Origin of the sequence: Trebonia kvetii, from assembly GCF_007827045.1 — a bacterium.
In the GTDB taxonomy this organism is placed as follows: domain Bacteria; phylum Actinomycetota; class Actinomycetes; order Streptosporangiales; family Streptosporangiaceae; genus Trebonia; species Trebonia kvetii.
This window is the reverse complement of record NZ_RPFW01000003.1, coordinates 828,801-842,943: the sequence shown is the minus strand read 5'-3', so window position 1 is coordinate 842,943 and position 14,143 is coordinate 828,801. Positions and strand designations below refer to the sequence as shown.

At 69.0% G+C, this 14,143-nt stretch carries 15 protein-coding genes; 8 read left to right on the top strand and 7 right to left on the bottom strand.

The window, feature by feature from the left end; translation table 11 throughout:
- Positions 1-78: 78 nt before the first annotated feature.
- Entirely contained in the window at positions 79-300 is a 222-nt protein-coding gene (locus EAS64_RS18755) for a protein kinase family protein (protein WP_145854330.1), read from the top strand.
- 37 nt (positions 301-337) lie between these two features.
- Here the strand turns inward: EAS64_RS18755 and EAS64_RS18750 are convergent, their stop codons facing one another.
- A complete protein-coding gene (locus tag EAS64_RS18750) occupies positions 338-619 on the bottom strand; it encodes a hypothetical protein (RefSeq protein WP_145854328.1) in 282 nt (93 codons plus the stop codon).
- Between the two features lie 16 nt (positions 620-635).
- Between EAS64_RS18750 and EAS64_RS18745 the strand changes: the two genes are divergently transcribed.
- Entirely contained in the window at positions 636-1,295 is a 660-nt protein-coding gene (locus tag EAS64_RS18745) for a hypothetical protein (RefSeq protein ID WP_145854325.1), read from the top strand.
- Between the two features lie 92 nt (positions 1,296-1,387).
- Here EAS64_RS18745 and EAS64_RS18740 read toward each other — a convergent pair whose 3' ends face one another.
- A complete protein-coding gene (locus EAS64_RS18740; protein ID WP_145854323.1) occupies positions 1,388-1,867 on the bottom strand; it encodes a carboxymuconolactone decarboxylase family protein in 480 nt (159 codons plus the stop codon).
- Positions 1,868-2,020: 153 nt separating this feature from the next.
- Positions 2,021-3,262 (bottom strand): tyrosine--tRNA ligase, encoded by a 1,242-nt coding sequence (tyrS, locus tag EAS64_RS18735; protein ID WP_145854321.1) that lies wholly within the window; start codon positions 3,260-3,262, stop codon positions 2,021-2,023.
- Between the two features lie 171 nt (positions 3,263-3,433).
- On the opposite strand from tyrS, the gene EAS64_RS18730 reads away from it, so the two are divergent.
- From EAS64_RS18730 to EAS64_RS18720, 3 genes are all read left to right on the top strand, one after another.
- Entirely contained in the window at positions 3,434-4,834 is a 1,401-nt protein-coding gene (locus EAS64_RS18730; protein WP_222849405.1) for a hypothetical protein, read from the top strand.
- Between the two features lie 44 nt (positions 4,835-4,878).
- A complete protein-coding gene (locus EAS64_RS18725) occupies positions 4,879-5,316 on the top strand; it encodes a MarR family winged helix-turn-helix transcriptional regulator (protein ID WP_145854319.1) in 438 nt (145 codons plus the stop codon).
- Between the two features lie 81 nt (positions 5,317-5,397).
- Positions 5,398-6,975, top strand: coding sequence for a long-chain-fatty-acid--CoA ligase (locus EAS64_RS18720; RefSeq protein WP_145854317.1), 1,578 nt, complete (start codon positions 5,398-5,400; stop codon positions 6,973-6,975).
- A 56-nt stretch (positions 6,976-7,031) separates the two neighbouring features.
- Here EAS64_RS18720 and EAS64_RS18715 read toward each other — a convergent pair whose 3' ends face one another.
- Positions 7,032-7,265: a DUF397 domain-containing protein gene (locus EAS64_RS18715; RefSeq protein ID WP_145854892.1), complete on the bottom strand. Its 234-nt coding sequence runs from the start codon at positions 7,263-7,265 to the stop codon at positions 7,032-7,034.
- A gap of 183 nt (positions 7,266-7,448) precedes the next feature.
- A complete protein-coding gene (locus tag EAS64_RS18710; protein ID WP_145854315.1) occupies positions 7,449-8,327 on the bottom strand; it encodes a helix-turn-helix domain-containing protein in 879 nt (292 codons plus the stop codon).
- Positions 8,328-8,852: 525 nt separating this feature from the next.
- Here EAS64_RS18710 and EAS64_RS18705 point away from each other — a divergent pair.
- Both EAS64_RS18705 and EAS64_RS18700 read left to right on the top strand, forming a co-directional pair.
- Complete coding sequence (locus EAS64_RS18705) at positions 8,853-9,056, top strand: hypothetical protein (RefSeq protein ID WP_145854313.1); 204 nt, start codon at positions 8,853-8,855, stop codon at positions 9,054-9,056.
- A gap of 208 nt (positions 9,057-9,264) precedes the next feature.
- Entirely contained in the window at positions 9,265-11,316 is a 2,052-nt protein-coding gene (locus tag EAS64_RS18700) for a purple acid phosphatase family protein (protein ID WP_145854311.1), read from the top strand.
- Between the two features lie 158 nt (positions 11,317-11,474).
- Here EAS64_RS18700 and dprE1 read toward each other — a convergent pair whose 3' ends face one another.
- Both dprE1 and EAS64_RS18690 read right to left on the bottom strand, forming a co-directional pair.
- Positions 11,475-12,908, bottom strand: a complete 1,434-nt coding sequence (gene dprE1 / locus EAS64_RS18695) for an FAD-binding oxidoreductase (RefSeq protein ID WP_145854309.1) — start codon at positions 12,906-12,908, stop codon at positions 11,475-11,477.
- Between the two features lie 197 nt (positions 12,909-13,105).
- Positions 13,106-13,399, bottom strand: a complete 294-nt coding sequence (locus tag EAS64_RS18690; RefSeq protein ID WP_145854307.1) for a hypothetical protein — start codon at positions 13,397-13,399, stop codon at positions 13,106-13,108.
- Between EAS64_RS18690 and EAS64_RS18685 the strand changes: the two genes are divergently transcribed.
- Complete coding sequence (locus tag EAS64_RS18685) at positions 13,383-14,099, top strand: phosphodiester glycosidase family protein (RefSeq protein WP_145854305.1); 717 nt, start codon at positions 13,383-13,385, stop codon at positions 14,097-14,099. The two genes, EAS64_RS18690 and EAS64_RS18685, sit on opposite strands and share 17 nt — an antisense overlap.
- Positions 14,100-14,143: the final 44 nt, after the last annotated feature.

The following is a 14,143-nucleotide window of genomic DNA, read 5'->3' as shown; positions in this document are numbered from 1 at the left end:
TATCCACCCGTATGTGATTGTTCGTCCTGTTCCATCCCATTACTGACGGTCCGTCACGTTTCATGGGGAGGGTGACCGATGGCCGGGATGCCGCCTGCCGGTACCGAATTCGCCGGGTACCGCCTGGTCTGGGTGGCCGGCAAGGGCGACGTGAGCACCCTGTTCCTGGCAGAAGACCCGTACCTCGGCACCGTGATCGCGCTGAAGGTGCTGGACCCCTCCCTCGCGCGCGACGACGCGTTCCGCACCAGGTTCCTCGACGAATCCAGGCTCGCCGCCACGGGAACCACCCGAACGTGATTCCCGTGCACGACATCGGGTCGAGCGACGGGCTTGTCTACATCGCGATGCGCTGCGTCACGGGGACCGACCTGCGGCAGTTGCCCGGGCAGAGCGGGCGGCTGCCCGCCGGCCGGGCGGTGGCCCTGACGATAAATGATCGTCGTCCGATAATTGAGCGGGGTTGGCGGCCGGGGCCGCGGCGGTCCTCGATGGGTACGTCCTCGGCCATGGCCAGTCCGTCGGCGAGCGCGAGCATGCCGATGACCACGGCGCCGGCCGCGGCGAACGAGTCGCCGCGCACGGCCAACTGCTCGCCCACCGGAAGCGTGGCCCTCACGGCGAAGAACATGGGCATGAGCGGGCCCACGTCGCTGGCCGGCGTGCTGCAGCAGGCGAACCTCTGCTCGACCCCGGCGGGAGACCTGCCGCCTGGCAAGTGCCAGACGCAGAGCGCGACGGCCGTCGTCTGCACCGCGCCCGTGCCCGGCGTGGCCAAGGTCTGGTTCTACACCTATCCGGCGCTCAGCACGCTGTACACGCAGTACGTGAACCAGGTGACCGCGCTGGCGGGAAGTTACCAGCCGAACACCAACACCCACTGCGGCAACACGATCGGCAGCTACGCGGAGACCGGCTGGAACCACCTGGAACTCCATCCGACCCAGTTCACCTACCAGCAGATGGAGGCCGCCAGCTTCAACCAGGTCCAGGCGATGGGCCGGCAGGCCTGCTTCCTGTCCGGCGGCAAGCCGTACCTCGTGTGGACCACCGACGTCGGCGGCATGCTCGCCGTGGCGCAGGGCACCGGGTCGACGAGCGCCCTCTACAACTGGTGGGCGCAGATCCACCACGTGATCATCTTCCGCGGCACCGTGATGTGCGGCCAGAACATGGGCCGGATGAACTCGGTGCCGCAGGGCAACCTGCGGTCCTCGATGGTCTGCCCGACGGGCTCCACCCCAGGCGGCGGCGGAATGTCATCCCCGTCAGCGTCGATGTCCGGCGGCATGTAAGCGGTAGCCCTGTCCTTGCCCGTTTGATGTGAGTCCCGAAAGGCCGACCAGCGCCGGCCCTACGGGACTCTCCCGGTCCCGGTCGGCCTTCGCTAGCCCCACTGGCCTGGCTGGTAGTCGCCGCCCTGGTTCTTGCTGATGACGTTGAGGCGGTTGTACGTGTTGATGACGGCGATGAGGCAGGTCAGCGCGGCCAGCTCCTCGCTGTCGTAGTGCTTGGCCGCGTTCACCCAGGCCTCGTCGGTCACCCCGCCCGCCGCGTCGGCGATGCGGGTGCCCTGCTCGGCGACTTCGAGTGCCGCCCGCTCGGGCTCGGTGAACACCTTCGCGTCCCGCCAGGCGGCGACCAGGGCGAGCCGCACCGGCGTCTCCCCCGCGTGCGCCGCGTCTTTCACGTGCATGTCGGTGCAGACCGAGCAGCCGTTGATCTGGCTGACCCGGATGAGCACCAGGTTCTGGGTCGTCATCGGCAGCGATGTCTGCCCCTGCAGGCTCATCGCCGCCGCGTTGAACTGCTTGCCGAACTTCTGCAGGACATGGCTGCTGCTGTAGTCGAGGCGCGGTCCGTCCACGGCGTTTTCCCCTAACCGGGCTGTCGTCTTCCGTTACACCCCTATGACGCGCCAGCCCCGCCCGATGTAACAGGGGCGCAGGCCAATGCGGGGGGAACGAGGTGTAACAGGCAACCGTTCGGGATGATCAGAGTGCGAAACCGGGGCGGACGGTCAGCTAGTCGCGGCGTCAAGCAGGTGGTAGTTGCGCTTGCCCTTGCGGAGCAGGGCCCAGCGGCCGTAGAGCAGGTCGGCCTCGGTGAGGGGGCGGTCCTCCGGGGCCGTCTCGCCGTTGACCGAGGCGGCGCCCTGGGCGATCGTGCGGCGGGCGTCGGACAGTGAGCTGGCGAGCGGGGTGGCGGCGAGGGCGGCGGCGAGCGTCGCCCCGGCGGTGAACGGGGAGGTCGGGACCTCGGTCGCGAGGAACTCAAGGGCCTGCGCGGACGCGCCGGCCGGGGAGCCGCCGAACAGGATCGCGCTCGCCTCGATCGCGGCCTGCGTCGCCTCCGCGCCGTGCACGATCGTGGTGATCTCGTGTGCCAGGCGGCGCTGCCCCACGCGCCGGTGCGGCGCCTGCGCGTGCTCGGCCGCGACGGCTTGGCACTCCGCCACGGGCAGCAGCGTGAGCTGCAGCAGGAAGCGCTCGATGTCGGCGTCCGCGACGTTCATCCAGTACTGGAAGAACTGGTACGGGGAGGTCCGGTCGGCGGCCAGCCAGACCGCGCCCTCCTCGGACTTGCCGAACTTCTTGCCGTCGGAGCGGAGCAGCAGCGGCCAGGTGAACGCGTGCACGTGCCTGCCGTCGGCGCGCCGGATCAGGTCAACGCCCGCCAGCAGGTTGCCCCACTGGTCGGAGCCGCCGATCTGGATCTCGACGTCGTGCTTCCTGCTCAGGTGCAGGTAGTCGTTGGCCTGCAGGAGCTGGTAGCTGAACTCGGTGTACGAGATGCCGTTCTCGCTCTCCAGCCGGGCCTTGACCGACTCGCGGGCGATCATCTGGTTGACGCTCGCGTGCTTGCCGACGTCGCGCAGGAACTCGAGCAGCGTGACCGGCTCGGTCCAGTCCAGGTTGTTGACAAGCGAGACGCGGGAGATGCGGTCGAGCTGGTCCGCGATGCGCCTGGTGTTCTGCTTCAGGGTCGGGCCGTCAAGCAGGTTGCGCTCCTTGGACTTGCCGCCCGGGTCGCCGATCATCCCGGTCGCGCCGCCGGCCAGCGCGATCGCGTTGTGCCCGGCGTCGGCGAACCGGCGCAGCACGAGCAGCCCGATCAGGTTTCCCACCTGAAGCGAGTCGGCGCTCGGGTCGCAGCCGTAGTAGACGCCGACCGGGCCAGCCTCAATCCGGGCGCGCAGCGCGTCGCGGTCGGTGCTGTCCTGGATGAGGCCCCTGGTCTCAAGGTCGGCGAGAAAGTCCATGCGGCAATGATCCCACATGTCGCTCGGTCGTCTGGCTGATAAAACGACCCGCAGGCAACGCCCGACATCGAAACGTAATCATCAGGAAACCTGTACATCTCCCGCATGGCGTGACACGATTCACAGTCGAGGGGGGCTGCGTTCAGTTCTGCGATGCAAGGAGGCATCCCGATGCGAATGAGGTTCCACCCGAAAAAAACGCTGACCGCCACGGCCGCGGTCACCCTCGCCGTCGCGGGAGCCGCGTTCACCGCGCCCGGTGTCGCCCATGCCGCGCCTGCCGCGGCGCCGGGGACCCAGGTGACCGGCACGCTGGCCAACGGAACGGTGTGGATCGCCGAATACCCCGCCGCCTGGAACGGCACCCTGCTGCTGTACAGCCACGGCTTCGGCCCGCTCACCGCGGCCGACGCCCCGGACGCGAACACGCAGGCCGCCCTGCTCGCCCGGGGCTACGCGCTGGCCGGCTCCTCGTATGACCCGAACAACTCGGAATGGGCGCTCGACACCGCCGTCAGCGACCAGTTCGGCACCCTGGCGGCCGTCGAGTCGAGCGTGCTGCCGCACCGGCCTGCGCACGTGCTCGCGGTCGGAACCTCGATGGGCGGCCTGATCAGCGCGCTCGAGGCGCAGAACGGCCGCGGCGAGATCGACGGCGCGCTCACCACCTGCGGCATCGTCGGCGGCGGCGTCAACCTGAACGAGTACCAGATCGACGGCGAGTACGCGATCGCGCAGCTCCTCGGCGATCCGGCTACGCAGCTCGTCGGCTTCGGTGACGTGCCCACCGCGCTCGGCACCGCCGGCGCGCTGACCGCCGACGCCGCGTCGGCGCAGCAGACGGCGGCCGGCCAGGCACGGCTCGCGCTCGCGATGGCGTTCCTCAACGTGACACCGTGGGAGCCGGCCTCGGCCACCCCGGCACCGGACAGCGACCCGGCGGCGCAGGAGGCCGCCGAGTACGACGTGCTGTTCGGCGGCGGGTTCAACATCATGGACTTCATCGAGCTCGGCAGGATCTCGATCGAGCAGGCCGACGGCGGCCAAGCGACCTGGGACACCGGCACCGACTTCGCGCGGGTGCTGCGGAACTCCCCGTACAAGCACCAGGTCGAGGCGCTGTACCGGGCGGCAGGGCTGAACCTCGGCGCCGACCTCGCGACGCTGACCGCGCACACCTCCACAAGCGCGGACCCGGCGGCGCTGCGCTCGCTCTACCGGACTTCGGTCCCCACCGGGCGGCTTGAGGTGCCCGAACTCGACCTGCACACGATCGGCGACAACCTGGTCCCCGTGCAGAACGAGAACAACTACCGCCACCTGGTCGACCGGGCGGGCAGCGGCTCCCTGCTGCGGCAGGCGTACACCGCCAGCTTCGGCCACTGCAACTTCAGCCCGGCTGAGCTGGTCGCGGGCGTCCAGGCGGTCCTGCACCGGGTGACCGCCGGCCACTGGGACAACGTCGCGACCACGGCCAGCCTCCAGCAGGCGGCCACCTCGCTCAACCTCGGCGCGGCCCGCTTCGCCGACTACAACCCGGGCGAGCTGACCGGCCAGGTCTGGTCGCGGTAACCCGCCGCTGGCAAGGCGGAGCGCGGGCTCGGTACTCTCGGCTCATGCCAGGTCCCGAGTCCGCGCAGCCGCTGCTGCTCTACCTGTTCAAGCAGGTCGAGCTCGCGTCCAGGGCGCGGCTCGACGAGATCGTCCGCCCGGTCGGGCTCACCGCGCTGCAGTACACGGCGCTGACCGTGCTCGAGCGGCACGACGACATGTCATCGGCCCAGCTCGCCAGGCGCTCATTCGTCACGGCGCAGTCGATGGCCGACATGATCACTGCGCTAGAGGGACGGGCGCTGATCGAACGGCACCGCGACCGGGCGGACAGGCGGCGGCTGGTGGTCTCGCTCACCGCCGAGGGACGGGCGCTGCTCGACCGGTGCCGCCCGGAGGTCGCCGCCCTGGAGCGGGCCATGCTGGCCGGCCTGTCAGCGGACGAGGTCGTGGCGCTGCGCGCGGCCCTTGTCAGCTGCCACGCCAATCTGTCCCGCGCCTGACTGGGGTCGCGTCACGACGCCGCGCGGCTCGCCGGGGGCGGGGGTGTCGCGGAGCGCGGCAGGCTGGCAGGATGCGAAGGTATGGAAACACCGCTGTCTCCGCTTGAGTTCGCCCGCCGTACCCGCCGCCTGCACGGTGACCGCGAGGCCGTCGTCGACGGCGACCTGCGACTCACCTATGAGCAGTTCTTCGACCGCTGTGACCGCTGGTCGGGAGCCATGCAGGCGCTGGGTGTGATGCAGGGCGACCGGGTCGCCACGATCGCGCCGAACACCCACGCGCAGCTTGAGTCGTTCTACGCCGTGCCGCAGCTCGGGGCCGTCCTTGTGCCGATGAACTACCGGCTGACCGCCGACGATTTCGTCTACATGGTCAACCACTCGGGTTCCACGATGCTCTGCGTGCACAGCGATTACCTGGACGCGATCGACGGGGTACGCGACCAGATGCCTGCCGTGCGGCATTTCATCGCGTTCGAGGGCGGCGCGGGGCGCGAGGGGTGGCTCGACTACGAGCGCCTCATCGAGGTCACGGGGCCGGCCTTCGCCAGGCCGGAGATCGGCGAGCGCGACCTGCTGACCATCAACTACACCAGCGGCACCACCTCGCGGCCCAAGGGCGTCATGATCACGCACCGGAACGCCGCGATGAACACCATCGGCACCCTGCTGCACCTGCGGATGGGCGTCGGCGACCGCTACCTGTGGACGCTGCCGATGTTCCACGCCAACGGGTGGACCTTCACCTGGACGGTGACCGCGGTGGCCGGCACGCACGTCTGCCTGCGCAAGGTTGACCCGGCGCTGGTCTTCGCGCTGATCAGGGGCGAGGGCGTGAACTGGCTTTGCGCCGCGCCGACGGTGCTTATCTCGCTGGCCAATGCCCCGGCCGCGGTGCGCGGCGACGTGCCGCGCGGCGTGCACGTCGCCACCGCCGGCGCCCCGCCCGCGGCGGCCACGATCGAGCGACTAGAAGGGGAGTTCGGCTGGGAGATCACCCACGTGTACGGGCTCACCGAGACCGCGCCGTTCATCACCGTGTGCGACCCGCTGCCCGAGCACTCGGCGCTGCCGCTGGGTGACCTCGCCGTGGTCAAGGCCAGGCAGGGCGTCGAGCTGATCACCTCGGGCGAGCTGCTCGTGGTGTCGGAATCCGGCGCTGAGGTGCCGTGGGACGGCGAGACCCTCGGCGAGATCACCGTCCGGGGCAACGTGGTGATGGAGGGGTACTACAACGACCCGGAGGCCACCAAGAAGGCCATGGGCGACGGCTGGTTCCACAGCGGCGACGCGGCCGTGGTCCACCCCGACGGGTACGTCGAGATCCGCGACAGGATCAAGGACGTAATCATCAGCGGCGGCGAGAACATCTCCTCCGTCGAGGTCGAGGGCACCCTGCTGCGGCATCCCGCGGTGGGCGAGGCCGCGGTCGTCGGGCTGCCGAGCGAACGGTGGGGAGAGACACCGCACGCGTTCGTCGTGCTGCTGTCCGGCCAGACCGCGACAGAAGACGACCTGATCGAATTCGTCCGCGGCCGGCTCGCGCACTTCAAGGCGCCGCGCGGTGTCACGTTCGTCGTCGAACTGCCGAAGACCGCCACCGGCAAGATCCAGAAGTTCGTGCTGCGCGGCGGCGCGGCGAACATCTCCAGGCAGTAATGCGTTCGGGGGGACGGTTACCGTCCCCCCGAATTATCGCGACTTAGCTGTGCCGATTAGGAATTGCGGCCAAATTCCCCGTTACGTACACCGCTCACGAACGCATTCCATTCTGCTTGCGTGAAGCTCAGGATTGCACCGCGCGTGTGCTTGCTGTCCCGGACGCGAATCATGTCACCGGCAGAAATTTCCACGCATTCACCGCTATAACCGCTGTACGAACTCTTGATCCAGGGCCCGGAGTAGACCTCATCCGAAGGCCTCGATCGCCTCAGACCTGAAATTCGCATCAAACCACCTAGGCTGCCTTGTGTGTCCATTCGGCCGGCGATCCGCCCCAGCCGACCAAGCGGGCACCAAGCGGCAACGCCAAGGCCCCCGAGAGTTCACTTCAAACGATCTCGGGCATGATAGTACGGTCCAGGCGGGGTGTCACATGGCACCGAGAGAATCCTAGGCCCTACGCGGTGAGTTCATGCCCAGACTCGCTTACTAATAGTCACGATCAGGTCTCGAGATTTCCCGGGCGGCAGCGCGGCATCGGAAAGGGCCTGAAAAAACAGCCTATATCGGTATGTGTCGATTTCCCCCTCCACGTGCAACTGGTCGTTGAGACTCTCGGCGCTGACCACGTCGCCGAGGCTCTCCGCCCCGGAGGCCAATCCGGGGCCAAAGCTCATAATTACGAATGAGCCGGTGTGCAATGCGACCTCACGGTCGAGTGGCAGAACCCGGAGGTCGACATTGTGCAACTCGCTTACCTGTGCGAGGTGCAGCAACTGGGCGCGCATAACATGCTCGTCGCCGACCCTCCTAAGCATGACGGACTCGTCGAGGACAACGGAGAGCCCGAGCACCGGCTCATCCGTCAGTCGCCTCTGGCGGCGCATCCGGGCCTGCACGAAGCGCTCGACAACGCCTGGCGGGGTAGTGGGCACCACAACCCGGAAGGCGGCCTGCAAATTCCTGACGTAATCCTCGGTCTGCAGCAAACCGGGCACGAGATCGGCCTGCCATTGCAAGCTCGACTCCGCCTCTGCCTCCAGACCGACGAACTCGAGGTGTTCCGGGGAAAGCGCGTCCGCGTAGTCCTCCCACCAGCCGCGCCCGGTGGCATCCTCGGCTAGTTCGAGCAGTCGCCCGCGCAGCGGTTCCGCAACGCCGTAGTAATCGATCAGCCGCTCGATCTCCGCCGGAGGGAGGCTCTCGCGCCCCGACTCCGCGCGGCTGATTTTTGTGGCAGACCAGCCGACGGTCCGGGCGACCGCGCCTCCCGTCCGGTTGCCGCGCAGCCGGCGCAGTTCGGCTGCCAGGCGCCTGCGCCTGACTGTCGGGCTGCCGGAAGGGGCCATCTGACCTCACACGTTACTGGGGCTGCGCACTGTAACAGTGTGCCACTTGAGCCAGCCCGTCAGCGAGGAAATTTGTCAATATTTTTTCTGGGCGTCACGTCGTCAGTATTGATGAAATTTTTACCGTCATTCACAATCAGACTAACGAGCAAGTGGCTTCCCGAACGTTGAGGAGCTGACATGGAGACGAGGCGGAAGGACCAGCCGGTCTCCATCACATTGGCCATCGGCCGCCCCGCGAATACCCGCGCGCGTGATCCGCCGTCGCTTGGCCCTGCCCCGCACGGCCTGTGCAACCAAAACGAAGAGAGAGGCGATGCGTCAACATCGCCTCTCCCTAAAGCCGGACGCCGAAGCTAGCCCAGTTACAGATAGCTACGTTACCTGGCGATTCACCGTCTGCCTACCCCTAGGTCCCGCCGATCTGGCCTGTTTGGGTCATTGGGACAAGGAGGCAGTAGGACCTGCTCAGGAACCCTGACGATCCGGCGTGCACCATCCATGGCGACCCCATCGGAGGTTCGCATGCCTGTCCCTTCTGGCAACCCCCACGACGCCCTGGCCGCGCTGGCGGTGCTGTCCGTCATCGGCGGCTGGGCCTTCTTCCGCTACTGGCGCACGGCGCTGGCGGTGCTCATCATCGCGCTCATCGCCCTCGCCATCCTCGGCGTGCTCCTCAGCATCGAGGCCGCCGCCTCCCTGATATCCGCCCTCCACCTTCACCACTAGCCGACGCCCTTGCCGTCCCGCAGACCTGAGTCCCCCCGGGACGGCAGGGGACATCCGAGAATCACAAATCAGAATTCATCCGGAACGGGTGCGCGGCTTCACGTCGCGTCACCCGTCTTTTTGTGTTCCCCGGGCCGCTGGGGAAAGGCTGGCTGGCGGTTCGGTGCGGGCCACGTTGTGTTCATTTGCGTTCCCTAGCGTCGCCGCCATGAGCGAATCGATTCAGGCTTCAGACGCCGGCAAACCCGGTTTTACCCGACGCCGGTTCATCATCGGAAGCGTCGGCGTCACCGCCGTCGCCGCGCTCGGCGGGACTGCCGTCCGCGCGCCGCGCGCCCTCGCGGGCAGCGCGCCGAGCGGGCCGCCCACCGCGACTCTTCCGCTTCCGACCACCACCGCGCCGGAGCAGCTGCTGCTGACCTGGGGGAACGACCCCGCCCGCGATGTCACGGTGTCCTGGCACGCACCGGGCACGGTGGCGCAGCCGGCGCCCGTGCTCGCCTTCTCGACTCGCCCGATCTCGGCGCACAACCCCGGCCACCTGGTCAAGCTGCCCGACCCCGCGCCGCTCGACGTGACCAAGCGTTACCGCGAGGCCGCCGCGGTGAGCTTCACCGACGGGCTCAACGGGCAGACCATGTACTCCTACCACGTGCAGCTCACCGGCCTCGAGCCGGGAACGCGGTACTACTACCAGGTCAGCGACGGCGCGGCCACGCCGTCCACCGCCGGCGCGTCGTTCGAGACCGCGCCCGCCGGGCGGGCCAAGTTCCGCTTCTCCAGCTACGGCGACCTGGCCACCCCCTCCTGGGACCTGAACACGTCGGGCAACATCTGGCACGAGTCGTGCGACAACTCCTGGTACGCGGTCACTGCGATCGAGTCGCCGGGCGACGGCCACGGCGCGCCGCTGTTCCACCTGCTCAACGGCGACCTGTGCTACGCCAACCTGGACGTCAACAACGCGCCTGCCGTGTGGCGGGACTTCGGCAACAACATCGGCCGCAGCGCGGCCAACCGGCCGTGGATGCCCGCGCTCGGCAACCACGAGGTCGAGTTCGGCACCGACAACCTCTCCGGACACCAGGGCAGCGCGCCCGGCGGCGTCGCCGCGCAGGGCGCGGCGGGCAACTACTGGAACGGCCCGTACGGGTACGGCCACTACCTGAGCCGGTTCCTGCTGCCCGACAACGGCCTGATCAACTGGGACGGCAACCGGCTGCGCGGCAACTTCTACGCGTTCCAGGTCGGCACCGTGAAGTTCATCTCGCTCGACGCGGACGACGTCATCTACCAGGACGGCGGCGCCAACTACGTGATCAACGCGGCGAACCAGGCGCCGGAGACCATCGCCGCGACCGGCGCGCAGATCCCGAACGGCACCACCGCCTACAATCGCTTCTACACCGGCAACCTGAAGCTCGAGGCGAAGGACAACGCGCTCGTGCCCGACTTCTCCTCGGGCAAGCCCAACCTGCAGACGCTGTGGCTCGAGGGCACGCTCGCCGAGGCGCGCCGTGACCCGTCGGTGGACATGATCGTCGTGTTCATGCACCAGTGCGCGATGTCCACCTCGGTGCCGGGCAACGGCTCCGACCTCGGCATCCGCCAGGCCTGGCTGCCGCTGTTCGACAAGTACGAGGTCGACTTGGTGCTGTCCGGGCACGAGCATGACTACGAGCGCAGCTACCCGGTCCGCGGTTACGACGCCGGGGCGCACGGCACCGTCGTCGCGCCCAACCCCGGGCAGACCGCGGGCGCCGCCGTAGACACCCGGCGTCCCTCGGTGGCCAACACCGAGCCGTACGAGTTCAACGGCCTGCCGGCGTGGAACACCGGCGAGGGCACCGTGTACCTGGTGCTCGGCGGCGGCGGCACCAACGGCCCGAGCAACACCTACGGCACCGACACCGCCGATGACCTGCCGAAGGCCAAGGTCATCACTGAGCGGAACGCGGTCGTCGGAGCGGAGGCGACCGGTTTCGTGAAGGACGGCGCCGACTCAGTCGAGGACGCGCCCTGGTCCGCGGCGATCAACCCGACCGACGCCTACGGGTACTCGATCTTCGACGTCGACCCGGGCCACGGGCGCGGAGACACGACGATTACCCTCCAGTACTTCGCCATCCCCGCGGTGAGCAACCTGGCGGGCAGCGCGCACGACGGCACCACCACGCTGCCGAGCGTGCCGACGGAGCAGCTCGTGTTCGGCCGCAGGGTCGGCAAGGGCAACGGCCACGCGGGCCACGGCCAGCACTAGTTCGCGATGACAGTGGATATTTCTGCACACTCCGGTGTGGAGATGTATCCACTGTCTTTGGCGCCGGCGGTCGGGCGGCTCCGGTGCGGGATCATGGTGGAAGTCTGGGCACACTCCGGTGTGCCCAGACTTCCACCGTCATGGCTTCAGGCGGCTGTTTACAGGTTCAGCCGGCGGGACAGGTCGGAGGCCAGGGTGCCCTTCGGGTCCAGTTCGGCGCGGAGCTTGCGGAACTCGGGCAGCCGCGGGTACATCTCCTCAAGCCTCGCGGCGCTCACCCGGGAATCCTTGGCCAGGTAGACGCGGCCGCCGTTGGCCACCACCAGCCTGTCGAGCTCGTCGAGCAGCGGGCCGAGGCCCGGCGTGCGGGCGGGGAAGTCGAGCGCGAGCGTCCAGCCGGGGGCCGGGAAGGACAGCAGGCCGGGGTCGGCCTGGCCGAACCGCTTCAGCACGGTCACGAAGCTCGGCGCGCGGTGCGCGCTGACCATCTCGAAGCTGCGGCGGACCGCTGCCTCGGCGCCGAACGGCAGTACGTACTGGTACTGGCGGAAGCCGCCTGGGCCGTAGACGCGGTTCCAGTTCCTGATCCCGTCAAGCGGGTGGAAGAACTGGCTGATCGTCTGCAGCTCGTGCTCCCTGTGCCGCGGCGCCTTGGCGTACCAGACGGCATTGGCCAGCCGGATCGAGTGACGGTTCATCAGGCCGGGCGGGATGAAGCCTGGCGCGCCGATCCTGGCGCGCGGGTCGAAGCGGAACGGATCGCTGCGCTGCCTGTCATCAAGGTCGGCCAGCGTGGCGAAGTCGCCGCTGGTGATGATCGACCGGCCGAGGCTGCCGCCGGACGCCAGGTCGTCCGACCAGGCGACGGTGTAGCCGTACTTCTTGTCGTGCTCGGCGAGCACCGCCATCGTCTCGTCGACGTCCCTGGTCTTGACCGTGACCACCTTGACGAGCGAGCTCTCCACCCGCTTGAGCTGGATCGTGGCCCTGGTGATGAACCCGGTGAGACCCAAGCCGCCCGCAGTCGCCCAGAACAGCTCCGGGTCCGCCTGCGGGGTTACCGTGTGCGGCTCGTCCTGGTCCGCACTGGGAAACAGGATGTCGAAGCTGGTGACGTGGCTGGCGAACGAGCCTGCCACGTGATGATTCTTACCGTGCACGTCCGCCGCGATGGCGCCGCCGACGGTCACCTGGCGGGTGCCAGGCGAGACGGGGACGAACCAGCCGTGCGGCAGCCCGGCGACCATGAGCTGCTCGAGGGATACGCCGGCCTCGGCCACCACGACGCCGGTTGCGGGGTCGAGGCTGACGATGCCGTTCAGCCGGCCGGTGGAGATGACCAGGCCGCCGGCGGACTGCGCCGCGTTGTTGTAGCTGCGGCCGAGGCCGCGGGCGATCACCGCGGGCTGGCCACCGGGCCGGTCGGCGTCCCGCGCGACCCGGCGGAGCAGCGCAGCGGCCTCGGCGTCGGTCGCCGGGGCCGCGAGCTCCGCGGTGGTGGGCGCGATCCTGCCCCAGCCGGTCAGCCTGACCTGCCTGGCAGGCACCGGGTCGGGCGACGCTTGCCCTGGGGACGTGGGAGTGCTCGGCATGGGACGAATCCTACTGGGCTGACCGCCGCGAGCCGGTGGCGTCGCCCGGCGGGGCGGAAATCCGGTGATGGTGGATCGTTAGGAGTATCCGGCACCTCCTAACGATCCACTATCTGCCTGGCGGCCGGAGAAATGCTTCACGTGGCCGTCATGTGCGGCCCCTATAGTCTTCGCGTGCGCCCGGTTATTCCCTTTCGTCACGTATTCCGCGTGGACGCGATGCTCGCTCCCGCATGGGTGGTGGCGGCCGGCCTGGCGGCCGCCTGCCTGACTTCCGGATGCACGGCCGGCACCGGCACGGCAGCCGCCACGACGCCCGCCGCGGCGACCAGCGCCGCGAGTCCGACGGGCACGGCAAGAGCGAGGGGCAGCGGCAATGCCACGGCCACGATCGGGTCGCCGGGAGGGACGGCTTCGGCCGCGCCGCCGTCGCCCTCGCCGAGCCGGAAACCCAAGCCCAAGCCGAAGGGCAGCGTGCGGGTCAGCACCATACGGACCAAGGACGGTTCGAAGATCAGGGTGGCGGTCTTCCGCGGGCCGCTGACCTACGTGCTGCACAACGGCGCGACCGATCCCGGGGCGCTGGCCACGGAGAAGGGCGTCAAGGCGGGCCCGGCGGTCGGGCACGGCGAGCGGCGCCGGCTGCTCGCGGCCTTCAACGGCGGGTTCAAGCTCGCCGCGGGGGCCGGCGGTTACGAGCAGGAGGGGAGGGTGATCAGCCCGCTGCTCAAGGGATACGCCAGCCTGATCATCGACCGTTCAGGCCGAGCGCACATCGCCGACTGGGGCTACGGCGCGCCCGCCAAGGGCGAGCGGGTCTACAGCGTCAGGCAGAACCTCCGGCCGCTCGTCTGGCACGGCAGGCCCACGGCGGCCGCCGCCGGCTGGTGGGCCTGGGGCGGCACCGTCGGCGGCCTGGAGTACGTCGCGCGCAGCGCGGTCGGCCAGGACGCCGCGGGCGACCTGATCTACGTGGCGTCTGAGTCCACCGTCCCCGCCGACCTGGCCGACGCCCTGGTGCGGATGGGCGCGCGAATCGGCATGGAACTAGACATCAACCCGAACTGGGTGCAGCTCGACGTGGCGTCCCGGCCGGGCGGCCCGCTGCGCGCCGAGGTGCCAGGGCAGTGGCGCCCGGCCGACCAGTTCCTGACCGGCTGGGACCGCGACTTCTTCGCCGTGCTCGGCTAGTTCTGAGGCTGGGCGCACCATGGCTCCCCGCGCCGAGGCGGGTG